This is a genomic window from Thiorhodovibrio frisius (assembly GCF_033954835.1).
Lineage (GTDB): Bacteria > Pseudomonadota > Gammaproteobacteria > Chromatiales > Chromatiaceae > Thiorhodovibrio > Thiorhodovibrio frisius.
In genome coordinates this window covers 3,003,835-3,029,622 of record NZ_CP121471.1, presented here as the reverse complement: position 1 = coordinate 3,029,622, position 25,788 = coordinate 3,003,835, and the positions used below count along the sequence as shown (strand labels likewise).

The 25,788-nt window shown below is 59.0% G+C and carries 23 protein-coding genes; 13 read left to right on the top strand and 10 right to left on the bottom strand.

The features are described 5' to 3' along the window. Nucleotides 1-120: 120 nt before the first annotated feature. The 4 genes from Thiofri_RS13935 (at nt 121) to Thiofri_RS13920 (ending at nt 2,758) form a co-directional block, all read left to right on the top strand. Nucleotides 121-966, top strand: a complete 846-nt coding sequence (locus tag Thiofri_RS13935) for a hypothetical protein (protein WP_009147131.1) — start codon at nt 121-123, stop codon at nt 964-966. Between the two features lie 178 nt (nt 967-1,144). Continuing rightward, entirely contained in the window at nt 1,145-1,699 is a 555-nt protein-coding gene (locus Thiofri_RS13930) for a vWA domain-containing protein (RefSeq protein ID WP_143741769.1), read from the top strand. Between the two features lie 123 nt (nt 1,700-1,822). Further along, nucleotides 1,823-2,209, top strand: a complete 387-nt coding sequence (locus tag Thiofri_RS13925; protein WP_009147133.1) for a DUF2628 domain-containing protein — start codon at nt 1,823-1,825, stop codon at nt 2,207-2,209. A 69-nt stretch (nt 2,210-2,278) separates the two neighbouring features. Continuing rightward, nucleotides 2,279-2,758: a hypothetical protein gene (locus Thiofri_RS13920; RefSeq protein WP_009147134.1), complete on the top strand. Its 480-nt coding sequence runs from the start codon at nt 2,279-2,281 to the stop codon at nt 2,756-2,758. Here Thiofri_RS13920 and Thiofri_RS13915 read toward each other — a convergent pair. The 10 genes from Thiofri_RS13915 to def all read right to left on the bottom strand — a co-directional run bounded on the left by Thiofri_RS13915 (nt 2,755) and on the right by def (nt 14,292). Further along, complete coding sequence (locus Thiofri_RS13915) at nt 2,755-2,970, bottom strand: helix-turn-helix domain-containing protein (protein ID WP_009147135.1); 216 nt, start codon at nt 2,968-2,970, stop codon at nt 2,755-2,757. The genes Thiofri_RS13920 and Thiofri_RS13915 overlap by 4 nt on opposite strands. A 183-nt stretch (nt 2,971-3,153) precedes the next feature. Then, nucleotides 3,154-4,110, bottom strand: a complete 957-nt coding sequence (gene egtD / locus Thiofri_RS13910) for an L-histidine N(alpha)-methyltransferase (RefSeq protein ID WP_009147136.1) — start codon at nt 4,108-4,110, stop codon at nt 3,154-3,156. Continuing rightward, entirely contained in the window at nt 4,107-5,390 is a 1,284-nt protein-coding gene (gene egtB / locus Thiofri_RS13905; protein ID WP_009147137.1) for an ergothioneine biosynthesis protein EgtB, read from the bottom strand. The genes egtD and egtB overlap by 4 nt, the downstream gene beginning before the upstream one ends. Nucleotides 5,391-5,581: 191 nt before the next feature. Continuing rightward, a complete protein-coding gene (trkA, locus tag Thiofri_RS13900; protein WP_009147138.1) occupies nt 5,582-6,955 on the bottom strand; it encodes a Trk system potassium transporter TrkA in 1,374 nt (457 codons plus the stop codon). Nucleotides 6,956-6,979: 24 nt separating this feature from the next. Next, the gene (locus tag Thiofri_RS13895) at nt 6,980-8,350 is read right to left on the bottom strand and encodes a sigma-54-dependent transcriptional regulator (RefSeq protein ID WP_009147139.1); all 1,371 of its coding nucleotides are present in this window, start codon (nt 8,348-8,350) and stop codon (nt 6,980-6,982) included. Then, nucleotides 8,347-10,674, bottom strand: a complete 2,328-nt coding sequence (locus Thiofri_RS13890; protein ID WP_009147140.1) for a sensor histidine kinase — start codon at nt 10,672-10,674, stop codon at nt 8,347-8,349. The genes Thiofri_RS13895 and Thiofri_RS13890 overlap by 4 nt, the downstream gene beginning before the upstream one ends. Nucleotides 10,675-10,736: 62 nt before the next feature. Next, nucleotides 10,737-11,378: a DUF4390 domain-containing protein gene (locus Thiofri_RS13885; protein ID WP_009147141.1), complete on the bottom strand. Its 642-nt coding sequence runs from the start codon at nt 11,376-11,378 to the stop codon at nt 10,737-10,739. Next, nucleotides 11,375-12,760: a 16S rRNA (cytosine(967)-C(5))-methyltransferase RsmB gene (rsmB, locus tag Thiofri_RS13880; RefSeq protein WP_223296672.1), complete on the bottom strand. Its 1,386-nt coding sequence runs from the start codon at nt 12,758-12,760 to the stop codon at nt 11,375-11,377. Before rsmB ends, Thiofri_RS13885 begins: the two co-directional genes overlap by 4 nt. Continuing rightward, nucleotides 12,753-13,694 carry a methionyl-tRNA formyltransferase gene (gene fmt, locus Thiofri_RS13875; protein ID WP_009147143.1) on the bottom strand — a complete coding sequence of 314 codons (942 nt, stop codon included), beginning with the start codon at nt 13,692-13,694 and terminating at the stop codon, nt 12,753-12,755. The genes rsmB and fmt overlap by 8 nt, the downstream gene beginning before the upstream one ends. Nucleotides 13,695-13,743: 49 nt before the next feature. Next, entirely contained in the window at nt 13,744-14,292 is a 549-nt protein-coding gene (gene def, locus Thiofri_RS13870) for a peptide deformylase (RefSeq protein ID WP_009147144.1), read from the bottom strand. A 153-nt stretch (nt 14,293-14,445) separates the two neighbouring features. On the opposite strand from def, the gene Thiofri_RS13865 reads away from it, so the two are divergent. The 9 genes from Thiofri_RS13865 (at nt 14,446) to Thiofri_RS13825 (ending at nt 25,774) form a co-directional block, all read left to right on the top strand. After that, complete coding sequence (locus Thiofri_RS13865) at nt 14,446-15,672, top strand: LysM peptidoglycan-binding domain-containing protein (protein WP_009147145.1); 1,227 nt, start codon at nt 14,446-14,448, stop codon at nt 15,670-15,672. Between the two features lie 33 nt (nt 15,673-15,705). Then, nucleotides 15,706-16,857, top strand: a complete 1,152-nt coding sequence (gene dprA / locus Thiofri_RS13860; RefSeq protein WP_009147146.1) for a DNA-processing protein DprA — start codon at nt 15,706-15,708, stop codon at nt 16,855-16,857. A gap of 182 nt (nt 16,858-17,039) precedes the next feature. Continuing rightward, complete coding sequence (locus Thiofri_RS13855; RefSeq protein WP_009147148.1) at nt 17,040-17,522, top strand: DUF494 domain-containing protein; 483 nt, start codon at nt 17,040-17,042, stop codon at nt 17,520-17,522. A 298-nt stretch (nt 17,523-17,820) separates the two neighbouring features. Then, nucleotides 17,821-20,211 (top strand): type I DNA topoisomerase, encoded by a 2,391-nt coding sequence (topA, locus tag Thiofri_RS13850; RefSeq protein ID WP_040855033.1) that lies wholly within the window; start codon nt 17,821-17,823, stop codon nt 20,209-20,211. A 42-nt stretch (nt 20,212-20,253) separates the two neighbouring features. Continuing rightward, nucleotides 20,254-20,805 (top strand): Sua5/YciO/YrdC/YwlC family protein, encoded by a 552-nt coding sequence (locus Thiofri_RS13845; RefSeq protein WP_009147150.1) that lies wholly within the window; start codon nt 20,254-20,256, stop codon nt 20,803-20,805. A 29-nt stretch (nt 20,806-20,834) separates the two neighbouring features. Then, complete coding sequence (locus Thiofri_RS13840; RefSeq protein WP_143741771.1) at nt 20,835-21,182, top strand: cupin domain-containing protein; 348 nt, start codon at nt 20,835-20,837, stop codon at nt 21,180-21,182. A gap of 406 nt (nt 21,183-21,588) precedes the next feature. Further along, a complete protein-coding gene (locus Thiofri_RS13835) occupies nt 21,589-22,542 on the top strand; it encodes an IS1595 family transposase (RefSeq protein WP_009147152.1) in 954 nt (317 codons plus the stop codon). Between the two features lie 891 nt (nt 22,543-23,433). Beyond that, entirely contained in the window at nt 23,434-23,784 is a 351-nt protein-coding gene (locus tag Thiofri_RS13830; RefSeq protein WP_040854586.1) for a hypothetical protein, read from the top strand. 409 nt (nt 23,785-24,193) lie between these two features. Further along, nucleotides 24,194-25,774 carry a hypothetical protein gene (locus tag Thiofri_RS13825; protein ID WP_323705253.1) on the top strand — a complete coding sequence of 527 codons (1,581 nt, stop codon included), beginning with the start codon at nt 24,194-24,196 and terminating at the stop codon, nt 25,772-25,774. Nucleotides 25,775-25,788 lie beyond the last annotated feature (14 nt).

Here is a 25,788-nt window from a genome sequence, read left to right as displayed (position 1 = left end):
CCCATTTCCTCGTTCCTAGACAGAGTCTAATGCCGGCGTAGCGCCTATGATATAAGCCCGTTAGCGTCATTCATTCATTGACATATTTATTTATTCAATAAATTCGAGAGACTTATCGTCATGAAAATTCTACTGTCAAGTAAGTACGTCTATTTCGCCGGGTTCGGAGCCATTGGTGGGCTGTTGAGCGGCATCATCTACGGCGTTTCCGACCTCGATAATAGTAGCGAGTGGGCAAGCTGGATTATTGGAACCGGATTCGACGGTTTGTTCATTGCGGCCTTACTGGCCGTGGGCCAGGCACGCTATGTCGGCAAGTCTTTCGACTCGAAATCCTTCTGGAAAGCACTGCTGGTGGGCGCGATTGGCGGCATGATTGGGGGATTCATCGCCTTGATGATCGGCTTCCCGATCGCTGAATCGCTGGGCGGCGGCACCGATGCCGGGCGCTTCCTTGGCTGGACCCTGGGCGGCGCAGCTGTTGGTTTCGCGGTGTCCTGGGTGGTGCCAAATCTCAAGCGTGTGACGGCGAGTCTCGCCGGCGCGGCGGGTGGTTTCTTCGGCTGTGCGCTGATGTACCTGGTGTCCGCGCTCGTGGCGGCGACAGCAACAACCGGAGCGGTCATCGGCCTGGTGATCGCTTTCGCCGAGGCGGCGTTCCGGCACGCCTGGTTGGAGGTAACCATTCGCCCCTCCGGGCTGTCGCTAGAGAAGGAACGCACGATCACTGTCAGTCTCGGAGATAAGCCGGTACTATTCGGCTGCGGTGCCGACGCCGATGTGAAATTGGCGGAGATGCCTAACGCGCAACCACAGTATGCGAAGGTATTTCTGTCTGGCAGAACAGTAACCCTGCTAGATTTGGCCACGGAAAAGAAGCGCGAGTTGGCCGTCGATGAGGGCTTCGACCTTGCCAACGCGCGTCTTGTGGTCCGTACCAAGTCGGTGTGGATGAAACCGGCCTGAGCGAGGTCGAAGAAGGGGTCTGGATGGAATTGTTTCCCCGACTGTAAATCAACGCGCAATTGATTGCCTAACAATGGCCTCCAGTCCTACCGCTCGGTCCGCTCGCGGCGGCTGAGGCTGGCGTTAGGCTTACGGAAACTGACATACGCAAGGTTTTACCATGGAACGTAGGCTTCCATTGTATTTCGTGATTAGCGGCTCACCTAAAATGGGGAAAGCCTCCTTTGAGGCCATATGGAACCGTTTACATGGTCTAAAGAATGCTTTAGTACAAGATCCGTATGCACTTGAGACGCTATATGTAAGCCTTATCCAAGCAAGCAGCGACGCTTGGACGAAAGATCCGCTTACTCCGATAGACCGCTGGCGGCCTTCGCTTATATTTCCTGAAGGCGCCGGCGAATTGGCTTTAGGCGCGGCCTGCGCCATCTTAGATTATCGCATTAACCAGGAAGTGAAGGCAGTATCGAACCTATTCCAAGGAGATTTTTGCCCTTTGATAGTTATCTTAATCAACAGCCATCCAACAGATGACTGGAAACAAAATGCTAATTCTCTTCTGACGCGTCCGTCGCCTCAAATAGCCTCTTGTGCGACACTGCTACTAGGTTCCGACGTTCACCCCTCCGACTTTCGCGAGGTACCAAAGTTGAATCCGATCTATTTTGTGGATGCCGACTCTGGATTTTGGAGGCAGTTTTTTCGATGGGAAGATCAACAATTAATTGCCTAACACGCACCTCAAGCCGACCCCATACTGCGCGCGTAGCTCAGTGGCTTCATTCAGTGTCACAGCAGCGCAGTATGGTCGGCTTAGGTTTGACGTTAGCCATAAAACAATGGCAAGGAGTTAAGAATGAAAACCTTTGATGTTTACAAGCATCCTACGCGGGGACATGAAGCGGTAAAAAGAGGATTCTGTTGGCCAGCTTTCTTCTTTTCATGGATATGGGCATTCATTAAGAAATTATGGGGTATGGGCTTCGCATTTATTGGAATCATGCTGGTTCTGGTAACAATAGAAACTGCATTTGAGCAAGGAGGCAGTGACGGCGGTGTCGGAGTAATGCTTCTGCTAGAGCTTGGAGTATTCTTCTGGTTTGGCTCAAAAGGAAATGACTGGAGAAACAATAATTTAAGAAAAAGAGGCTACGATCACGTTCAAACAATCGAAGCAGAAACTCCGGATGCAGCTATTGCATCTGCTGCTAAGTCCAGTGTCACTATAATGAGAGATGGCTAACAAAACACTCCAGCCGACGCCCAAAAGCGGCGTGGCTTAGCTTGGCGTTAGCCACAAAAGGAGAAATCAATGTATCTGTGGAAAGTCGATTCTCTCGTTAAAGACTTCAAGTCAGAAAACGTGAGCCAAAAAGAAGAGTTCAAGTACATGCTGTTGTTTACCGTTGCTATGGCATTGGCATCAGATCCTGCCTTATATATTGGGGCTTCCTACAATCATTACGACACTATTGGGTCTATCGTAATGCTCGGTATGTCAATATTTGGCGTTTACTATTGTTATAAAATCAATTCCAGTTCTGACAATAAGGACTTCATAGTTAGAATGATGTGCATCGGTCTTCCTGTAATGATTCGTATGCTGGTCGTGATGATCCCAGTATTTATTGTTGGAGGAGTTCTTGAAGCTGTTTTTTTATATCCTGAATCTCTTGATGAAGAAACCATCGAAAGCACTCCAATGCAGATCGTGTTTCTGTCTATTTTTATAGCCGCTTACTATTGGTATCTTTCAAGGAAAATCAAAGCTGTATCATCAAACCATGGCTAACAAGGCAAATGCACACGGACGCCAAAAAGCGTCGCTGCGCTCTGGGCGGTGATCGAGACAGCCGGATTTCCTGCTTCAAGCCGGTTGAGTGTTCCGCGCGAGACGCCCATGCGTTCAGCCATCAGTTCAGTCCCAATGCGCCTGCGTCGACGCGCGTCACGGATGTCAGCCCCGAGTTTTCGTAAGGCGTGTTCGATACGTATGGATTTCATTAGCGCTCCCTCTGTCGCCCATTATAGCGCCTATTGTTCTTTCTGTAAGACGCTAAGAGGAGGCGGGCGGTTCAAGGAACGCGCGTTGTCTGCTCAGGATGCCCTTTTCTGACTTGGCTGGGAGGTCGGCGGTGGTTTAGATGGCGAAGCCCGGAGGGAGTCTGGAAAGCGCGTGCGGATTTGTCAGTCGTCCCCTCGGCGCAGTCCGTGGACGCTGAAGAGTTGTTGGTCGTCGGTCCAGACGCGCACGGGTTTGAAGCCTGCGCGCTCTGCTAGGGCGTGAAAATCTTTGACGCTGTATTTGTAGGAGCATTCGGTGTGGATGCTTTCGCCTTCGCTGAAGCGGAAGGTTTCGCCTGCAACCAGGACTTGTTGTGGTGCGTTGCTGACGAGGTGCATCTCCATGCGGCTGTCGTGGGGGTTGAAGAAGGCGCTGTGGTGAAAGGCGGCGGGATCGAAGGTGCCTTCGAGTTCGCGGTTGATGCGGGTGAGCAGGTTCAGGTTAAAGGCAGCAGTGATGCCCTGGGCATCGTTGTAGGCAGCATGGAGTAGGTCCTCGGACTTGCGCAGATCCACGCCGATCAGCAGGTGGCCGCCAGGGCCCAGAAGGGTGCCGACTCGATGCAGGAATGCCTCGGCGTCGGGGGGCTCGAAGTTGCCGACGGAAGAGCCGGGGAAGAAGGCTGCGCGCGGCTGGTCATCGGCTTGCAGTGGAAGACTGAAGGGGCGGGAGTAGTCGGCACAGGCAGCGCGTACCTCAATGTCTGGAAAGGCGGCGGCCAGGCCTTCGGCCGAGCGCAGCAGATGTTCGCGCGAGATGTCTACCGGAATGTAGACACGCGGTCGCAGCGCCGCGAGCAGGGTGCGGATTTTCAGGCTGCTGCCGCTGCCGAGTTCGATCAGGACGACATCGTGTCCGAGTAATTCTGCCATTTCGGCGCCATATTGGCGCAGTAGGCCAATTTCGGTGCGGGTCGGGTAGTACTCGGGCAGTTCGCAGATGGCGTCGAACAGTCGCGAGCCCTGTTCGTCATAGAAGAACTTGGGCGGAATGCGCTTTTCCGGCTGTGTCAGCCCGGCTAGGACTTCGGCGCGAATGTCGGCGGGTTCGGGATGGTCGTCGAAAAAACTGACATTCATGCCGCTCCCCCGTCGATGGCGTCGGCCAGGCGCAGCCCGCTGAACTGCCAGCGCTCATGCGGGTAGCAGAAATTGCGGTAGCTCGGGCGCAGGTGATCGCGCGAGGTAGCGCAGGAGCCGCCGCGCAGGACCATTTGATTGCACATGAACTTGCCGTTGTACTCGCCAATGGCACCGGCGGCCGGGCGATAGCCGGGGTAGGGCAGGTAGGCCGAGCCGGTCCATTCCCAGCAGTCGCCATAGAGTTGGCTTAGTTCGCCGACACTGGCCGCGCGCGGGTGCAGGCGCCCGGAGTCGACAAACAGCCCTTCGATTGGGCGTTGCGCGGCGGCATGCTCCCATTCGGCCTCGCTTGGCAGGCGTTTGCCAGCCCAGCGTGCATAGGCTTCGGCCTCGAAGTAGCTGAGATGGCACACCGGAAGTGCGGGTTGCAGCGGGATCAGGCCAGCCAGGGTCATCTCGTGCCAGCTGCCGTCGATTTGCTCCCAATACAGCGGTGCCTGCCAGCCCTGCTGGCGAATCACCGCCCAGGCGTCGGACAGCCAGATGGCGGGGTTGGCATAGGCGCCATCCGCGATGAATTCCAGATACTCGCCATTGGTGACCAGCCGGTCGGCGAGCCGGTAGGGCGCGAGCCAGGTTGGGTGGCGCGGATGTTCGTTGTCGTAGGCAAAGCCTGCGCCTGTGGCGCCGAGTTCCGTCATGCCGCCCTCAATGGCGGTGAAGGTGAGCGGAACTGCCTGCTCGGGGGCGCTGGTGTCGAGGTCGGATCGATAGGCCGGGCGCAGCGGGTTGAAGGCCAGGTGGTGCTTGATGTCGGTCAGCAGCAGTTCTTGATGCTGTTGCTCGTGGTTCAGGCCGATCAGAATGCGCTCCTGCGCGAGTCGCCAGTCTTCCCCGTCGCACTCTTGGATCAGCCGCTGCATGCCGTGGTCGACATGTTTGCGGTAATCGTAGACCTCGGCCACCGTTGGTCGTGACAGTAGCCCGCGCTTGGCGCGCGGCCAGAAGCCGCTCTCGGTCTGTTCATAGTAGGAGTTGAACAGATGATCGAAGCGCGAATGGAATACTTGGTAGCCGGGCAGCAGCGGGCGCAGCAAAAAGTTCTCAAAGAACCAGGACACATGCGCGATATGCCATTTTGGCGGGCTGGCTTCTACCGCAGTTTGCAGTCCGTAGTCTTCGATGGCTAGGGGTTCGCAAAGCTGTTCGGAGAAGGCGCGCACTTGCAGGTAACGCTGCGCGAGTTGCTGGCGCGTGGGTTCGGCGGCTGTCTGCATGGGGAACTCGTGATCGGCCGGAATGTTTGACAATGACCGGAACCCAAAGGGCGGTGGGCCGGTTCAGTGATGAGGTGAAAAAAAGCGGTATTGTACCCGATAAGCAATCCAAAGGGCCGAATCGGTCTTGTGGTCGGGTCGGAAGCCTGGTGAAAAGTTGGGCCAGAAGTGGGATAGAAAGCGGGTCAGAGTCAGAAAAAGGTGACGCCAACCTGAAAAAGCTTTTCGACCTCGGGCACGCGCTGGCGGTCCTGGATGAACAGGATGACGTGGTCGTCGGATTCGATGATCAGGTCGTGATGAGCAATGAGAACATGGTTGCCGCGCACGACGGCGCCGATGGTGGTGCCTTTGGGCAGGCGGATGTCCTCGATGGGGCGTCCGACCACCTTGCTTGAGTTGGCATCACCGTGGGCGATGGCTTCGATGCCTTCAGCCACGCCGCGGCGTAGCGAATGGACCATGACCACGTCGCCCCGGCGCACGTGGCGCAGTAGGCTGCCGATGGTGGCTTGCTGTGGAGAGATGGCGACATCGATGGGGCCGCTCTGCACCAGATCGACATAGGCCGGTCGGTTGATCAGCGCCATGACTCTGCGCGCCCCCAGGCGCTTGGCGAGCATGGCGGAGAGAATATTGGCCTCGTCGTCGTTGGTGACAGCGCAGAAGACATCGGTGTCGGCGATGTTTTCTTCGAGCAGCAATTCTTCATCCGCCGCATCGCCGTGGAGCACGATGGTGCGCTCGAGGGTCTCGGCAATCTGGCGGCAGCGGGTGAGGTCGTGCTCGATAATTTTGACCCGGTAGTGGGATTCGAGCGCGCGGGCGAGCCGGGTGCCGATGTTGCCGCCGCCGGCGAAGATCAGGCGCTTGTAGGGCTTCTCCAGCCGGCGCAGTTCGCTCATGACCGAGCGGATGTGCTTGGGCGCGGCGATGAAAAAGACCTCGTCATCGGCCTCAATCACGGTGTCGCCTTCTGGGTGGATGGCTCTGTCGTGGCGGTAGATGGCGGCCACGCGACTTTCGATGTGTGGCATGTGTTCGCGCAGGGTGCGCAGCTCGTGGCCCACCAGCGGGCCGCCGTAGTAGGCACGCACTGCCACCAGGCGCACCCTGCCTTCGGCGAAGTCCGTTACCTGCAGAGCGCCGGGATGCTCGATCAGGCGCATGACATAGTCGGTGACCAGTTGCTCCGGGCTGATGCGCACATCGATCGGGAAGGCACTGCCGTCGAAGAGTTTCTCTTGCTCCAAAAAGCTTGGCGCGCGCACGCGGGCGATTTTGGTCGGGGTGTGAAACAGCGTGTAGGCTACCTGACAGGCGACCATGTTGGTCTCGTCGCTGTTGGTCACGGCGATGATCATGTCAGCATCTTCGGCCCCGGCGCGCGTGAGCACGTCCGGGTGGGCGCCGTGGCCTTCGAGGGTGCGCAGGTCAAAGCGGTCCTGGAGTTCGCGCAGGCGGATGGGGTCGAGGTCGACCACGGTGATGTCGTTGGCCTCGCTAACCAGATTGGCGGCGACTGAGCTGCCGACCTGGCCGGCGCCGAGGATAATGATTTTCATAGGGGGTGTCCCCGCTCTCGTGGCTCAGCGCCGCTCTTTGATCTCAATGCCGAGCGAGCGCAGCTTGCGGTAAAGATGGGTGCGTTCCATGCCCGCCTCCTTGGCCATTTTGCTGACGTTGCCATTGTGCTTCTCGAGTTGGTAGTCGAGATAGGCTTTCTCGAACAGTTCGCGCGCCTGGCGTAACGGCTGGTCAAAGGACACCATGCCTTCAAGCGGCTGGGTCGGCACCACGGGGGCGCTGCCGAGGGCGGTTTCAACCTCTCCTGGGGAGATCTCGTCACCCGCGCCCAGGATCATCACCCGCTGTACCAGGTTTTTCAGCTCGCGGATGTTGCCGGGCCAAGGGTAATTGCGCAGGAAGTTTTGCGCGCCGACGCTGAAGTGCCGGTAGCTGAGTTTCTCGTGGGTGGCGAAGTAATCGACGTAATAGTTGAGCAAGTCGGGGATATCCTCGGGGTGCTCGCGCAGCGGTGGAATGTGCAGAGGGACCACATTTAAGTGATAGAAGAGATCCTCGCGAAAGTGCCCGGATTGGACTTCTTCTTTCAGATCCCGCTGGGTGGCGGCGATGATGCGCACGTCGATGGGCACTGGCTCGCTGCCGGCGACGCGCAGAAAGGAGCCGGTATCAAGCGCGCCGAACAATTGCCCCTGGGCCTCAAGGTCCATGTCGGCGACTTCATCAAGCAGCAGGGTGCCGCCAGCGGCCTGCTCCAGACTGCCGTAGTGGATGCGCTGGTTTTCCTCGCTGCCGAACAGCTCTCTGGCTGCGTTGCCACGGGCGATGGCGGAGGTGCCAAGATCGACAAAGGGCCGCTCCTTGCGCGCGCTCTGGGAGTGCAGAAAGCGCGCGAAGGTCTCGCGCCCGGAGCCGGGTTCGCCGGTGATCAGCACCCAGGTGTCGTGCAAGGCGATGCGCTTGACCTGTTCGCGCAGGCGTTGCATGACCGCCGAGCGGCCAACTGGCTCATGCACCAGGGGCGTGCGTCGGCGCAGGCCGATGTTTTCTCTTGCCAGCTTGTCGGCCTCAAGCGCGCGCTCGACGGTGAGCAGCAGCTTGGCCATGGACAGGGGCTTTTCCAGAAAGTCGTAGGCGCCGAGTCGGGTGGCCTCAACTGCTGTTTCGACCGTGCCATGGCCGGACATCATGATGATGGGGCAGGGCAGGCCGTCGCCATCCTCGGACCATTCCTTCAGCAGGCTGATGCCGTCGAGATCGGGCATCCAGATGTCGAGTAGCATCAGGTCCGGGCGGCGCTCGCGCAGCGCGCGGCGGGCGGCCTCGGCATTTTCGGCGCCGACCACGACAAAGCCCTCGTCTTCGAGAATTTCCTTGACGGTTTCGCGAATATCGGGCTCGTCGTCGACGACAAAGATGTGGTTCGCGCTCATGATGTTTCAGCGGACTCTGGCGGCTTGGCCCCGGGTGGAGCGGGTGGATCGGGGGCTAGGGTGGATTGTTGGGCGGATTCCTGATCTGCAATTTGGCCTGATTCTTGACCTGTTACCTGTTCTTTTGCTTGATCTGGCGCTTGACCTGGTGCCTGATCAGGCGCCTGATCAGGCGCTTGCCACAGGGGCAGTTGGGCACGGATGCGCGCGCCATGCTCGGTGTTCTGCGCAGCAATGATACCGCTGTGCTCCTCAATGATCTTTTTCACAATGGCAAGCCCCAGGCCAGTGCCTTTGGTCTTGCTGGTGACATAGGGCTCGAAGGCGTTTTGCAGCAGTTTTGCGTCGAAGCCGGCACCATTGTCCTCCACATCCATGACCACTGCCGGGATGTCGATGCCGGTGCTCAAGCTCGAGCGGATTGTGACCTCGGCGTTAGGAGTATTCTCCAACGCCTCAATGGCATTTTTAATGAGATTATGGATCACCTGGCGAAGACGTTTTGAGTCGCCACGGATGCACGCCTTCCCGGCCTTGAGATCGGCCTGGACGCGCACTGGCCCGCCGCGGTAAAGCTCAAGCACGTCGCGAATCAGGGCATCGATCTCGAAGGGGCGATGCTGGATTTCCGGCGAGCGGGCATAGCTGCTGAAGTCATTGACCATGGCCTTCATTGCCTCGACCTGCGCCACGATGGTGGTGGTGGAGCGGTCGACAATGCGTGCGTCCTGCTCATCGAGCTTTTTTAGCAGCTTGTGGCGCAGGCGCTCGGCGGAGAGCTGAATAGGCGTGAGCGGGTTCTTGATCTCATGGGCCAGGCGCCGCGCGACCTCGCCCCAGGCGGCGTCGCGCTGGGCGCGGATCAGCTCGGTGATGTCGTCAAATACCAGCACATAGCCGGTTGCCTCGGTGCCCGAGACCGGCAGCCGGCTGCCCCGGCACATTAGCACCTGGCGGCCCTCGCCGCCGAACAGGGTCACCTCGGCGCGCCAGTCAGCGGTTTTGGTGAACTGGCGTCTCAGGGTCTCCGCCCAGTGGCTGAGCCACGGGTGGCAGGCTTCGAGTTCGTTGAGCGATGGGCTTTGTTGTGGCGGTGATTCCAGGCGCAGAATCTGCCGCGCGGCCGGATTGCTGGTGGTCAGGCGCAGTTCCTCGCTGAAGGCCAGCACGCCGGAGGATAGGCGCCCGAGGACGGTTTCCAGATAGGCGCGTTGTTCCTCGACCTTCTGTTGGCTGCGGGCGGCTTCATCGCGTGCCTGCGCAACCCGTCTGGTCATCGCATTGAAGGATGACACCAGAAAGGCGAGCTCGTCATCGTGCGTTGGCAGCGGGAGTTGCTGATCGTAATCGCCCGAGGCCACTGCTCGGGTGCCGCGCGCAATATCGGCGATGGGCGCGACCAGGCGCTGCGCGGTGCGAAAGGCGGCCAGAAGCGCAGCCATCAGGCCGAAAATCAACACCATGGAAAGTGTCAGCAAGAAGCTGAACTTCAGCGACTGGCGCAGGTACGATAGTTCGGTGTAGCGGTTGTAGGCATCCTCGAGCTGCGCGGCCAGTTCACTGATGCGCGCGGAGGTGGGAAAGATGGCCTGCAGAATCAGGGGTCGCGCGCGTGGATCGTTGACCAGCACCCGCACTTGCAGCTGATTATTGTCGGTTGTTTCGAGTCCGACGTAATCTTCGCCACCGCGCACGCTCTGCATGAGTTTGCGCTCGGGTTGATTGGGTACAAGCTGAAGTGGGTCATCGCTTGCTGTGCCCATGACTTCGCCGGAGTTGCTGAACAAGGTCAGCTCCTGAGCGCCCGCCTGGCGGCGTAACTGCCCGAGGGTCAGCGTTAGTGCCGTGGTTGAGCGGTCCTCGATGCCGGCGAGCAACTGCGAGGCATAGCGCATCATCACCCGTTGGTTGAGATCGAGCGAGGCCTGATTGAGCGTCAGGGCGTTTTCCATCGCCTGATCGATTTCGACGTCGAACCAGCTATCGATGCCGCGCAGCAGAAAGCCAAGCGAGTAGTAATAGACCACACCGACGGGCAACAGCGAGATCAGCGCGAACAATGCCAGCATGCGACCGGTCAGACGCGAGCCGGCGGCCTGGCGGCGGTAGCGTCCGGTCAAGCGGATGATGCTGACCACCACGGTGACCGCCAGCACCATGAGCCCGATCAGCACCAGAAAGAGCAAGGGTACGAAGATGCGGCTCAGGCTCTCGGAGTTCTGCACCGCGTTGCTCATCAGGTCGAGCGCGACCAGCAGCACCAGCAGCAGGGCGCCGATACCAATGGTGCCGATGTTGATCAGACGCGGGCGTTTGCGGGCCATTGGCGGAATTTGGCTGATGACTTTCAGATATCTGGCGGATGTTGGGCCGATGCCTGGCCAGCTCAGGGCTTGAGCGGCCAGTTCGTCCAGTCGCTGGCTTGTTTCCAGGCTGGATGCAGGTAGGCGGTGGGCCGCAGTGGCAGCGGCAGCTGTTCGATATCGAGCGAGACGCGGATTTGCACCTGGTAGCTGGTGTCGGGCTCGAGGTGGTCGCGGTCGAGCAGATGCAGGTCGCGGATGTCGCCGAGCGCATTAATGGCGGCATCGCGGCTGACATAGCTGCGCCCTCCGGTGCCGGGGAGTTGCGTGACCAGATAGGAGTCTGACAGCGGCTTGTAACGGATGCGGTAGCGGAAGGACTGATCCACCAGACTTGGCGTCCAGACCCAGGATTTGACGGGCCGCACCCGGATGTGTACGAGAAGTGTTAGGGGCACGCCGTTATCGAGCGCTTCGAGCGCCTTGGCGCTAAACCCATAGTTAATGCGGCTATTGAGCATGAAGTGCCCGTCCTCGAGACGGGTGCTCGCGTCCATCACCTTGAAGTCAGCGCTGGCTGGGGTGGCTATGCTGACGAGGAAAACCATGCTCAGCAGAGTAAGCAGACCAGCGCTCAGCCGCCGTGGCGCCGTGCTCTGGTATTTGGTCGCCCGTGCGTGGGGGGCGGTCGAGCGGGCATGAGTTTGGATGTGCGTGTCTGTCATTCCTTGACCAGTCTGGCGAAGAAGAAACCGTCGCTGCCATGGGCGCTCGGCAGTCGTTGGCGACCATATTGGCACTCCAGTCCCAAGTCGACCGGGATTCTGGCTTCCCGGGCGTCGGGATGTCGCGCCAGAAAGGCAGCGATCTGTTGCGTATTTTCCTCCGGTAACAGGGAGCATGTCACGTATAGCATTTCCCCCCGGGGCCTGATCAGGGGCCAGAGGGCATCAAGCAGCCGCGCCTGGGTGTCGGCCAGTGCGGCAATATCTTGATCGCGCCTGAGCCACTTGATGTCCGGATGGCGGCGAATGACCCCGGTGCCAGAGCAGGGTGCGTCGAGCAGAATCCGATCATAGTCTTGTTCGGCCCAGTCGCCACGCGGCTGGGTGGCGTCGGCTTGGTGGATTTCGGCATGCAGCTTCAGGCGGGCGAGGTTGGTGGCCAGGCTTTGCAGGCGGGAGCTGTCATGGTCCAGTGCCCAGAGCTTGAGCTGGTTGCCGGCTAGTTCTTGCAGGTGTGCGGTTTTGTTGCCAGGTGCGGCGCAGGCGTCCAGCACTCTCTGGCCGGGTTCGGCACCAAGCAGGGCTGCTGCATGCTGGGCTCCGGCATCCTGCACTGACACCAGTCCGTCCCGATAACCGGGCAGCTGGCTGACGGGCATGGGGGCGTGCAGTTGGAGTCCGTCCGGGCAGTCGGCCAGCGGTGAGGCATCAATGCCGGCGGTATGGAGTTGCTCGCGGTAGGCGTCTTGCGCAATTCGCAGGCGGTTCACGCGCAAGAACATCGGTGCCCTTTCGTTGCTGGCCGCGATGAGCTGTTGCCAGTGTTCGGGCCAGGCGGTTTGCAGGCGCGCGAGCAGCCAGGGTGGGAAGAGGGTGCGGGCTGCTTCGTCTTGTTCGATACTTGCGCAAAGTTCGGCGCGTTCACGCACAAAGCGCCTCAGGGTGGCGTTGAGGAGTCCGCGCGCCCAGGGTTTGTCCAGGTTGGCGCTGGCCCCAACGGTTGCCGCCACTGCGGCATGCTCGGGCAGCGCGAGGGCATCGAGCTGATAGAGCCCAATGCGCAGTAGGCAGCGCAAGTCTTGATCGCGCGCTTTCAGCGGGCGTTGCAGGAGGCAATCGCTCAGGGCGTCGAGGCGCGGCAGGCTGCGCAGGACGCCAAAGCAGAGTTCCCGCAGCAGCGGCAGGTCGCGCGCAGGGAGTTGCGTCTTGGCGGATGCGTCCTCGCCATGGGGCGCCAACGCGGCTGTTAGCGAGCGACCCTGTTCCAGCACCTGGGTCAACACCCGAGCCGCAGCGGCGCGCACGGCTGCGCCTGGCTCGGCTGTGGGAGGGGCCTGGTGGCGACGACGGGGATGAGCGCTCGTGCTGGTTGGGTTAGCCAAAGCGTGCGCCATGGATCTGCCTGGCATTGAGAAAATCGGCCGCCGACATCGCGCGCTTGCCTGGCGGCTGGAGTTCGCCGATGCGCAGGGCGCCGTCGCCAGTCGCCACCAGAATGCCGGACTTGTCGGCACTCAGGACGGCGCCGGGGGGCTCTGGGCTGTTGTGCGCGTCTGGCGCGGCGGCCCACAGCCGGATGGTCTCTTCACCCAGCTGGGTCTGGGCGACTGGCCAGGGGTTGAATGCGCGAATGCGGCGGTCGATTTCCGCCGCGCTCTGGGTCCAGTCGATCAGCGCCTCGTCCTTGGTGAGCTTGTGCGCGTAGCAGGCGCCTTCTTGCGGTTGGGGTTGGGGCACAATCTGCTCGGCAAGAATTGCTGGCAGGGTGTCAATCAGGAGTTCGGCACCCAGGGTGGCGAGACGGTCATGCAGACTGCGACCGGTCTCCGTGGGGCCAATGTCGGTCTCCCGTCGCGCGAAGATGGGACCTGTATCTAGCCCCCGCTCCATCTGCATTAGCTCCACCCCGGTCCGGCTGTCGCCAGCGAGAATGGCGCGCTGGATGGGCGCGGCCCCGCGCCAGCGCGGCAGCAGGGAGGCGTGGATGTTCAGGCAGCCGAGTCTGGGTGCGGCAAGGACGGCGGACGGCAGCAGCAGCCCATAGGCAATCACTACCATCAGCTGTGCGCCATAGTCGCTCAGGCGCTCGCGTACGGCTTGATCTTTGAGTGTTTCAGGCTGTTCAACAGCCAGCCCGGCATCGAGCGCCGCTTGCTTGACGGGGCTTGGCTGCGGCTTGCGCCCGCGCCCGGCGGGGCGGTCGGGTTGGGTGTAAACCGCTGCGATCGGATAGCCAGCGGCAAGCAGGGCCTTGAGCGCAGGCACGGCGAATTCCGGCGTGCCGGCAAACAGCAGGGGAGGGTGGGATGAAGGCATGGGGTCTACAGGCGTTGGGCGCCAGCGGCGCCCATGAATCACAAATGGCTCAGATGGCCGCCTGCTGGCGGGCGGCGGCACGTCGCGGTGGGGCCTGGCGCGGCGCGCGCTGGTCCTTCTCGAGTTTGCGGCGGATGCGCTGGCGCTTCAGGCTCGAGAGATAATCGACGAACAGCTTGCCCTCAAGGTGGTCGATCTCGTGCTGAATGCAGACGGCGAGTAGCCCGCCGGTTTCCAGCTCGAATGACTTGCCCTTGCGGTTGAGCGCGCGCGCCCGCACGCGCTCGGCGCGTCGCACGGTTTCGTAGTAGCCGGGGACTGACAGGCAGCCTTCGTCCATTTCCTCCTCACCCTCGAGGGCGAGAATCTCCGGGTTGATCAGCACCACCGGCTGGTTATGATTTTCCGAAATATCGATCACGACTATGCGCTTGGCGATGCCGACCTGAATGGCGGCAAGCCCGATGCCAGGGGCTGCGTACATTGTTTCAAGCATGTCGTCGACGATGCGCTGGATGTTCGCATCGACCTGCGCGACCGGTTCAGCGTGGTTTCTCAGCCGGGCATTTGGAAAGGTTAGGATTTCGAGTTTCGCCATAGAGTTGAACTCTTTTCTTCAGATAGCTGGTAAGATTGGCGCTTAATGACTAATATCACCATGATACACCATGATTAAAGTATGCAGGCGAGGCATCGAGTCAGATTCCGGCCGCGATCCGGATCGGACGATATAACAGCGTCAGGAGGCGTCATGTTGCGAGAAATTCGGCCATTGGTTCATCGCGGGCTGACTTGGGTCCGTCCTTCAATGCTGGGCGCGACGGCAGCAGTGCTGCTGGTCGCTGGCTTGTCAATCACAGCAACCGCCGGCGCGGTCGAACTGCGCCCGGATCATCCCGAGCGTTATACCGTCAAAGTGGGCGATACGCTTTGGAGCATTGCCTCGCGCTATCTCGACGCGCCCTGGCGCTGGCGTGATATTTGGCAGGAAAACCCGGGCGTTGCCAATCCCAATTTGATTTACCCAGGGGATGTGCTGACGGTCACTTACCACGGGGGTCAGCCTCGGGTGCGGGTGGAGGGCGGAATGCGCGTGGTCCGTCTCGAGCCGCGGGTGCGCTCCGAGCAACTCGATGCTGCCATTCCGACCATCCCAGTCAGTGCAATCGGCCCTTTCCTGTCGCGCCCGGTGGTAGCAAATGAAAAGCAAATCGACGCCGCGCCCTATGTCGTCGGATTTCCGGATGACCGCGCCGTGGCCGGAGTTGGAGATACCATCTTTGTGCGCAGTATTTTTGCCGAGCCCGGCACCCGCTGGGAGATTCTGCGACCGGGCAAGGAGTTCCTCGATTACGAAACCGGCGAGCCCCTGGGCTTCGAGGCCGCTTATGTAGGTAGCGCCGAACTGGTGCAGAGCGGCGATCCGGCAACGCTGACAATCACTCGGATGACCCAGCAGTCGATGCCTGGGGATCGGTTGCGTCCGGCCGAGGACGAGAAGGCCATCCGCGCCTTCCTGCCGCGCCCGGTTACCGATGCGAGCAGCGGGCATGTCATCGCGGTGCTCAATGGCGTGTCGCAGATCGGACAGTATGACGTGGTGGTGATTGATCGTGGCACCGACAACGATGTTCAGGTTGGAGACGTGTTCGGCGTTTACCGCGGGGGCGATGTCAAACAGGACAAGGTCAAGGCGCGCAAAGACGAATGGAACTGGCGCAACGAGAGTCCGCTGGATGCCGACTTTTGGTACGGCGACTGGGAGGTGACCGGCTGGCGACGCAATCAACTCAGCGACAACGCGCCCCTGCCCTTGCATGTGGAAGCGCGCAAGAAGACCGATGACTATGTGGTTCCCTTCTGGCCGGCGGGCACGGCCATGGTCTTCAGAAGCTTTCCCCGGGTCAGTTTCGCGCTCATCATGAGTGCCAGGGCGGCGCTCCATGTCGGCAATCCTGTCTCGGCGCCGCCGCAATAGACCGGATGCCCGGCTGATGGGGGCTCGTTTCACATGATAGCGCCCGTCATCGCGGAACCTGTGACGGACGAACTGCGCGCCCTGATCGCGCTGGTGCAGACCCGGGGCCTTGGCCCACGGCGCATTGATCAGCTTCTGTCGCGCTGTGGCAGCGCCCAGGCGGCGCTGGCGGCGGGCGAGCGACTGTGGAGCGAGTTGCGCCTGCCGGCGGATAGCCAGGCCGAGCTTGCGCGCCCGCACTGGCACGGCGTCGACCAGACGCTGCATTGGGCCGAGCACGAAAGCGCCTGGCTGTTGGCGCGATCTAACCCGGCTTATCCGCCCAGGCTGGCCGAGATCGCCAGTGCGCCGCCGCTGTTGTTTGGCCTTGGTGACCCGGCGCTGCTGTGCGAGCCCCAGCTTGGTGTGGTTGGCAGTCGCAATCCAACGGCCAGTGGCGCCGAGACCACGCGCGAGTTTGCAGCCGCCCTGGCCGGGCTGGGTCTGGTGATTACCAGCGGGCTGGCCATGGGTATCGACAGCGCCGCGCATCAGGGAGCATTGACCAGCGGGTGCACTATCGCCGTGCTCGGGACCGGGCCGGATCGGATTTATCCCCAGTGCAACCGCGAGTTGGCCCGCCACATTCTAAAAGCCGGTGCCCTAGTGACCGAGTTTCCTCCCGGTGTGGGGCCGCACAGTAGCCATTTTCCCAGGCGCAATCGCATCATCAGCGGTTTGAGTCTGGGCGTTTTGGTCACCGAGGCCGCGCCCCGCAGCGGCTCTCTGATTACAGCGCGCTATGCGGTCGAGCAAGGACGTGAGGTCTTTGCGATTCCTGGCTCTATTCACAATCCGCTGGCGCGCGGCTGTCACGCACTCATTCGCGATGGCGCCAAGCTGATCGACAGCATCGATCAACTGCTGGAGGAATTACAGGCGCAGCTCAAGCCGCTGACAGAATTGTCCAGGTCTCCAGCCGGCGCTGCGACAGGGCTGGAGGTGACTGACCAAGCAGGGCTTACGGATGGTCTTGATGCCGATCAGCACAAGCTGCTGGATCTGCTTGGGTACGATCCCATCACGCCGGATGAGCTTATCCAGCGCAGCCAGATGCCGGCGCGGGAGGTGGCCTCCACCCTGCTGCTGCTCGAGCTCCAGGGGTTGGTCAATGCCCATCCTGGTGGACGTTACAGCCGGAGCTGAGATGCCTGACGTTGACCGTAATCTCATGGATCAATTCTCCGGGGTGGCCGGGCCCATGAGCGTCAGATTCGGCTGAATGCTCGATGCTTGATGTTCGATGAAGAAGATCGAGATTTTTTCCTGTCGCCGTGCGCCGGCCTTGCCGGTAGAATGCCGCCCTAGCCCAAATTTGAGGTGATCGCATGTCAGAAACCATGGTCGATGTCCTGATTTACCTGTTCGAGAATTACATGGCCGACGAGGAGAATTCCCCTGTCGATCAGCACGAGCTTGAGCAGGAGCTCAGTCAGGCCGGCTTCGGCACCATGGAAATCTCCCAAGCCCTGCACTGGCTTGATGAGCTTGCCAGCCGCATGAGCACCGGCACGGGTGAGAGCCTGTCCGCCGGCGGTGGCTCCATGCGCGTCTACTCCGACCCCGAGCAACGAAAACTCGATGTTGATGGTTGCAGCCTGCTGATGTTCCTCGAACAAAGCGGCATTCTCGATCCAGTCAGCCGCGAGCTGGTCATCGACCGCGCCCTGGCTATCCGCCAGGCCGTGGTCTCGGTCGAGGAGCTGAAGTGGATCGTCCTGCTGGTGCTCATGAACCGTCCAGGCCAGGAACAGGCTTTCTTTCGGATGGAAGACATGGTCTACGATGAGGCCCCGGCTTATCTGCACTGACAGCCCGCGCTTTTGCTCTAAACCGCGTCACCTGATTACCGCCATGGCCTCGGTCTGACAGATCGCCCGCTACCGCAGCGCTTCGGCTGACGCGCCCGCGAACGAAAGTGGAAAATCTCGCTCCCTCCCTTGACGTAAGCGCCGGCATCGTCTTTCCTGATAAGGACAGTGCCGCCTCGGCGGCGATCTCTTATACCAATCGCAAACTGGTTTTCGGTTTTGGGTCGGGCGACCCAGAACGAGCCGAAATCTCAAAGGGTTTCGGTATATGCTCCAGTTGAGCCCCACGGAAGATTTCATGAATCTGGTCATCGTCGAATCCCCCGCCAAAGCCAAGACGATCGAGAAATATCTCGGCAAGGAATTTGAGGTCCTGGCCTCCTACGGCCATGTGCGCGACCTGGTGCCCAAGGAGGGCGCGGTCGATACCGAGCATGGCTTTGAGATGAAGTACCAGGTCATCGAGCGCAACGAGAAGCACGTCCAGGCCATCGCCAAAAAGCTCAAGAATGCCGATGCGCTCTATCTCGCGACTGACCCGGATCGCGAAGGCGAGGCGATTTCCTGGCATCTGTATGAGCTGCTGAAAAAGCGCCGCCAGATTGGCAAGCGCCCGGTTTACCGGGTGGTCTTCAACGAGATTACCAAGAACGCGGTGCAGGATGCGGTGGCCAACCCGCGCGAGCTGTCGGTCGATCTGGTCAATGCCCAGCAGGCGCGGCGCGCGCTGGATTATCTGGTCGGCTTTAATCTCTCGCCCTTGCTATGGAAGAAAATCCGCCGTGGGCTGTCCGCCGGGCGGGTGCAGAGCCCGGCGCTGCGCCTCATCTGCGAGCGCGAGAACGAGATTGAGGCCTTCGTCAGCCGCGAGTATTGGAGCGTCGATGCCGATGTGGCCAAACCCGATGCGGCCAAGGAGCACAAACCCTTCAGCGCCAAGCTGGTGGAGTTGGGCGGGGAGAAGGTCGAGCAGTTCAGTATCGTCAATGGCGAGCAGGCGGCGGATGCCGAAAAGCGCATCGCCGATGCGGCCCAAGGCAAGCTGCATGTCGATCAGGTCGAGCGCAAGCAGCGCAAGCGCAACCCGGCGCCGCCCTTTATTACCTCAACCTTGCAGCAGGAGGCCGCGCGCAAGCTCGGCTTCACCGCGCAGCGCACCATGCGCGTCGCGCAGCAGTTGTATGAGGGCGTCGATCTGGGCGGCGAGGCCGTGGGTCTGATCACCTACATGCGCACCGATTCGGTCAATCTGGCGCAAGAGGCGCTGGATGAAATCCGGGCCTATGTCACCGAGCGCTACGACTCCCGGCATCTGCCCGACAAGGTGCGGCTGTTCAAGACCAAATCCAAGAACGCCCAGGAGGCGCACGAGGCGGTACGACCAACCTCGATTTTCCGTGAGCCCAAGGCGGTGCGCGCGCATCTGAGCTCCGAGCAGTTTCGTCTCTATGAGCTGGTCTGGAAGCGCACTCTGGCCTGCCAGATGGCCCATGCGCTGATCAATCAGGTGGCTATCGTGCTGAGCGCCGGCGGGCCCGACGCGCCCGAGGGGATTCGCTTCCGTGCCACCGGCTCGACCGTCGCCGAGCCCGGCTTCATGCGCGTCTATCTCGAAGGCCGTGATGACAGCAAGCAGGCCGAGGATGACGAGGAACGCATGTTGCCGGCGCTCGAGGAAGGCGAACTGGTCGATCTGCTCGCCATCCGCCCCGAGCAGCACTTCACCGAGCCGCCGCCGCGCTACTCGGAGGCATCCTTGGTCAAGGCGCTGGAGGAATTCGGCATCGGGCGGCCGTCGACCTACGCTTCCATCATCTCCACTCTGCAGGATCGCGAGTATGTGACGCTCGATAACAAGCGCTTCATGCCGAGCGATGTCGGGCGGGTGGTGAATAAGTTCCTCACCGCGCATTTCACCTCCTATGTGGATTACGACTTCACCGCCCGACTCGAGGACTCCCTCGACGCCGTCTCGCGCGGGGAGGGCGACTGGATTCCCGTGCTTGAGCAGTTCTGGAAGGCGTTTAAGGAGCGGGTGGATTACACCCAGGAAAACGTCCAGCGCAGTGAGGTGACTCAGGAGGCCATCGACGAGAAATGCCCCGAGTGCGGTGGGCAGTTGTCCAAGCGCCTCGGCCGCAACGGGCTCTTTATTGGCTGTACTAACTACCCGGAGTGCAGCTACACCCGCGATCTGCACCAGGACGGCGACGCGGCGGCCAAGGAGCCGGAGATCGTCGAGGGGCGCACCTGCCCCGACTGTGGTTCGCCCTTGGAAATCAAGCGCGGGCGTTACGGCAAGTTCATCGGCTGCAGCGGCTACCCCAAGTGCCGCCATATCGAGCCGCTGGAGAAGCCCGAGGATACGGGGGTCGCCTGCCCCAAGTGCAACAAGGGCAGCTTGCAGAAGAAACGCTCGCGTCGCGGCAAGGTGTTCTACTCCTGCTCCACCTATCCAAAATGCGACTACGCGGTCTGGAACGAGCCCCTGGCCCAGCCCTGCCCGCAATGCAGCTGGCCGGTGCTGACGCTCAAGGTCACCAAGTCCAAGGGCGCGCAGTTTGCTTGCCCGCAAAAGGAATGTGGCTATGTGGCGGCGGCGGATGAGTCCTTGCTCGAAGGTCAGGGCGATGCACCTGGTGGACAGCCAAAGTCCAAAGAGCAAGAAGCCGCCGCAGCCGAGGTTTGACGGCAGGACTGGGCCGTTAGGATTGGCTGGCAGGATCGAACGATGACCCATCGCTTGCGACTGGCCCGCGACTGCCTGCGCTCCGGCGGAGTAGTCGCCTATCCGACCGAAGCCGTCTATGGCCTGGGCTGCGACCCCCGCAACGAACCAGCCATTGAGCGTCTGCTGCACCTCAAGCACCGCGCGCCGGATAAGGGACTCATTCTAATCGCCGCAGACTTTGCTGGCCTGCATGCCTATGTGCAGGATCTTGCACCCGAGCGCATGGCCGAGATTCTCGCCACCTGGCCGGGGCCCAACACCTGGCTGCTGCCAGTGCGCCCGGAGACCTCCCGGCTGCTTAGCGGGCGTTTCGACACCCTGGCAGTGCGCGTTACTGCGCATCCCCTGGCCGCTGCGCTCTGTCGCGCTTTCGGTGGCGCCCTGGTCTCGACCAGTGCCAATCTGGCTTCTCGCCCCCCGGCGCGCCATGCCCGGCAACTCAGGCGCCGCCTCGGCGGTCTGCCGGACGACGTCCTGGTCGGAGACTGCGGCGGGGAGCACCGCCCATCCTGCATTCGCGACGGGCGCTCCGGGCGGGTATTGCGCGCTTGATGCTGGAAAAAACCGCAATACGCGACAGGATGACAACACCCGAAAACGTCCCCCACACTGACGTGCGATCAGCGCTTGACGATATTTCCAGTGTTTTGCGGGATGAAGTCGTCCAGGATTTGGCTCGCACCGAAAATGTTCGCATCGAGCGCATCCTCTCGCGCGGCCATGTATCCCCGGAATCAGGCTGGTACGATCAGGATGAGCATGAATGGGTGATGGTGTTACAAGGGGCAGGTCGGCTGCAATTCGCTAATGGCGATGATGTGCAACTACAACCCGGCGACTACATCACCATTCCTGCGCACTGCCGGCACCGAGTGTCCTGGACGCACCCGGAACAAGTCACTATTTGGTTGGCTGTGTTCTATCGCTAGTCGTGTTTATATAAATCATAAAGTCAATTTGTAGTCGTAATTCGCCCTGTTGGTGTAGAAGCAAAAGCCCGGTCAATCGACGACTTCGCCAAGGCGGAGCAAAGCTCTGCCTGCGACTAGATTGGCCTCAATCTCCTTAAAGGTGCGTCCGCGCGTTTCCGGCACATTGTCAGCAGCGTGGTTCTTTGCTGCTGGTCGATGCTGTGAGAATCGGATGCCCCGGCATGCGCCCACTTGATCGATGGCCATCCGCGTTCCCGTCGTTAACACTGGGTGCCAGGGTCGCTTAGCAATCATCGAGCAAGGCTTGTCCTGATTAGCAAGCTTCTTCAGCTACCAGAATTGCCGACGACAAACTGAAAAATGGCGCACACTGAGTTACCTCATTCTGCCTCAGGACCAAACCATGCCGATGAATCGCGTTCAATTCCAAACCGGCCTGTCGTTGCCGGATTTTCTCGCGCAATTTGGCACCGAGGCGCAGTGCGAAAACGCCGTGGAGCAGGCACGCTGGCCTGAGGGATTTCGTTGTCCCGACTGCGGGCATGCCCATGCGTACATTCTCAAAGGTAGCAAACACAAAACCTTTCAGTGCCGGGCGTGCCGCAAGCAAACCGCGCTGATCGCCGGGACCCTGTTCCAAGGCACGCATCTGGAGCTGACGCTCTGGTTTCTGGCGATCTATTTGATCAGCCAGGCCAAGACCGGGCTGTCGGCCTTGGCACTGAAACGCCTACTCGGCGTCAGCTATCCGACCGCTTGGCTGCTGCAACACAAACTCATGCAGGCGATGTGCGAACGCGACAGCGCCTATACCCTCGTTGGTGACATCCAGGTCGATGATGTCTATCTCGGCGGAGAGCTCACCGGCGGCACAGCTGGACGGGGCTCGGAGAACAAAGTGCCCTTCGTTGCGGCCGTCTCGCTGACACCCGAGGGGTATCCGCAGTACGCGAAAATGGCGCCCGTCCCAGGCTTCACTCGCAAGGCCATTGCCAACTGGGCAGCCAGTGACTTGACCCCTGGGTGTCGGGTAACTTCCGACGGCTTGGGCTGCTTTGCTGGCGTGACCGATGCTGGATGCCAGCACAGCCCTATCGTCGTTGGTGCCCTCAAGCCAAGGGATCTGCCGCAATTTGCTTGGGTCAACACCGTCCTGGGCAACCTCAAAACTAGCTTCGGCGGCGCTTACCACGCCTTTGATTTCGCCAAATATGGCAAACGTTATCTTTCCACCTTAGCCTATCGCTTCAACCGCCGCTTCGACCTCGACACAATTCAAAATCGCTTGCTCGTCGCAGCGGTCACGATTGGACCACGCCCGCAACGCTGGCTTCGGGCTGCTGAGGAATCTTGCTAATCAGGAGGCTTGTTGCTCGAAAACGCCACACCGAATGTCCTGAATGGCACGGTCGAGCCGCTCCCGATTGCGCGGCGAGTGTTGGAGATAGGCGGTTTCCTGGTAGGCGCTCTCTTCCTGCTACGGTTTGGCCTGCTGACACCGACCATTGTTCTGAACCTTCGGCTTGACTCGGATGCACAGGAGAAAGCCGTCGCTTGAGCCAGGGTAGGGTGATGAGGCAGGGACGTCCGTTACCGGTCATGCAGCCTTGGGGCCGCAGGACTGAAAAAAATGGTGACACTGTTTAATCGTCTATACTATGATGACGTGAATGTGAACACCGAAGCATTAGACGCTGCGCTAGACGTTCGTCGGCCACGCCTGCTGCCCGGCGGTTGCTAAATGCGACTCCGTTATGTGTATAAAAGCGAGGACTTCGCCAGAATGCGGCGTGGTCCGCCTAGTTCCGGCGGCTCGTTAAAGATTTGTCCATCGGATGTCGGTTCGGGCGCTTCGGTACGCGAAAACCATGTGAACGATGCGCCGGCGGATTGGCGTGCTATTAGACTTCGCCCGGATGGGTGGTTCGGAAATTAATTCAACCCTGGCCCCATTAATTCTGGCCCCATTAATTCAATTGCTTAAAGGGCATAGTTTTTTTATAACGATTGAACAACAAGGAGCATTAAACCATGTCAGATGATGAAAATACAAATTTAGGCCCAAAAAAAACTATATCGTATCGCCGCATTTGTTGCTGCCGTTATTTCCTGTCTAGTTGGACTTGTTCAGTTTTTAGTGTCTCGGAACTTCCAATTATTTGAGGAGAATACAACCTTTCTAATTATACCAATGGCGGAAGGCAGCTAAACTTAGTCAACGAAATCGCCAAACAGTCAGGGCAAATATGTGTATTTTGACAATGTTTTCATTTACCTCGGGGATGATCAAAGCAAAGAAAAAAGATGGGGAAATGACAGGGGTGTGACGTACATGATCAATTTTAGAGATTTGACAAGCCCGGAGCTAGGCGATTCACATCAAGCGACTGATCCTGTAATTGCTTCTGACCTTTTAAGTTACTATGGGCTTATGCCAGAAGATCGAAAAAGGATTGAGGAGATGCTGGGTTTGAATATGAGTGGATACAATATACATATTATCTTTAATGACACCTTGGATAACAGGAACGAGTATTCAAGTATTAACCTCTTCACAGCAGAAGGAACAGCGGATTTATTGATGGCCCGTTCCATATAAAGGATGTTTAAAAGAGTGAAGCGGTCCAGTATGAAGTCACCGCGCCTTTGCTTGATTCATACGAAAAGAAGCAAGTGGAGTGCACCAAGAAAGACTGGCCTTGGATCGGTAAAAAAGTGTTTTGCCAATTCCTTTAGATTCACAATTTCAGAGCGCTACACTTTTTGGTCTATTTGGCTTGAAATCGACGAATGATTATTAGGGGTGTATTTTTTAAAAGTTTCCTTTCAACGGTATCTTCGATATGCTAAATACACATGAGTCGGGGTACCGTTACCTTTATCCTGATCGTGCAGGCGATCTGTGCATGAAGTGGTATCGATAGATTAATAGGCCTGCGACTATATGATGTTTTAGGGGGACATTGGCTGTGATGATAGATGGATATTTCAAACACCTGAGAGTTCTCTTGGTGATAGCCGTTGTTGAAGCTTTAGGCACCGGCTTTGCTACCGCGAGCCAGGTGGAGCTGGTTGAAATCATAGCCGATGAAAGCGGGTCGACAATACCCGAGGCGCGGGGGGGGGGCTTTCGAAAGGCGGATCATGATTTGGCCGGTCAAATGACTGATCCGCTAACGTTGCCCAGTCAGCCACAGGCGATTCCTACGGCCGTTCACAAGAACCGAAGGCGCACTTTCAGGAGCGATACACTACTGAAACGGGGTGAGCGGGACGGAGCCGCCCTTTTAAGGCGTGGCGCGATGGTGCGGGTCAACCAATTAGGCAACATCCCTGAGTCCCTGATTGGTAACGATCAGGCTTCAGGGCAACCCGAGGCGGACGCCCAGGCCTTAAAAATTTCCCTAACATCCAATGTCCCCGTTATTTCCGGGACTCGCACGATTTCGGAAGACAATGGCATAGCCTTAAATATTCCTTCCGCTGAGCCACAGTTCTCGGGTAAGCAGGAAGCCACGGATCCAATAACCGTCGCTGAATCCGGAACGGCAGTCCGCGATCACGGGGAAGCAGTCGACAAAGAGCAGATTGAAGTAATCGCGGGCGGTGTCGGTATTGATCAGGCAGGTGCGCTGAAGAATGCATACAGCAATGCCATTCAACAGGCCCTTGGAGTCTATGTAGACGCCGAAATGCTGGTACAGAACAGTGATTTGGTCAAGGACGAGGTGCTGACGCATTCCCGTGGCCTGATCAAAAAGGTTGATATCCTTGATGAAAGTGTCGCAGATGGCTTGCACCATGTCAGGATCCGGGCATTAGTGCTCAAGCAACCGTTGCTTGAGAAAGTGACGCCAATCTTGAAAACAACAGCGCGGGTTGACGGGGTGAGCATTCATAGCCAAGTGGTTTCTAAGGACCAGGCGCAGGCTGACGCAGCGGCACTCTTAGCTGAGGTTCTCAAGCCGTTTATTGGACCGACGCTGTTTGTTTTTGAGCTTGGAGGGGATATAAAAAGTAAAGAGGGCGCTAAGGATACTTTGATTATCCCGATTAGAGTTCGTCCAAACCTCGAAGCTTACGATGCCGCGGTGAAAAAATTCCAAGTTGTTGCTGATCAAATTAGTTCCTCTAAGAAGCCGCACCTCTACGAATCTGACGGAATAAATCGCCCCAATCCTGACTATGGTTGTGACACTATTAATATTAATACTTGGCGAAGTTCAAATTTTAAGCAAACGAAATGGGTTAGTTACGCGTTTGATTTCCCATGGCACAAGAAGAACAGAGGTTTCTATAGCCCATATACTGTTGACGAGAGCGTGATTGCTGAATCTGTTTTTGAGAATTTGCTTGAAAAGGAATTGTGGGTGACTCTTCTGGATAAAGAAAATCAAGAAATTGGTATGACTTCAGTCTCTGTTGATGAACGGTTCTCTGCGTTGAATGACAATAGATGGTGCAATATATATCCAGGGCTTTTTCAGTTGAAACCCGCCCACGACTATGTCCTAGAAGCCGAGATGCCCCTTCAAACTGACGAAATCGAACAAATTAAGAATGTTCGAATTGAACTGATGGATAAATAGCGAGGATTTACCTT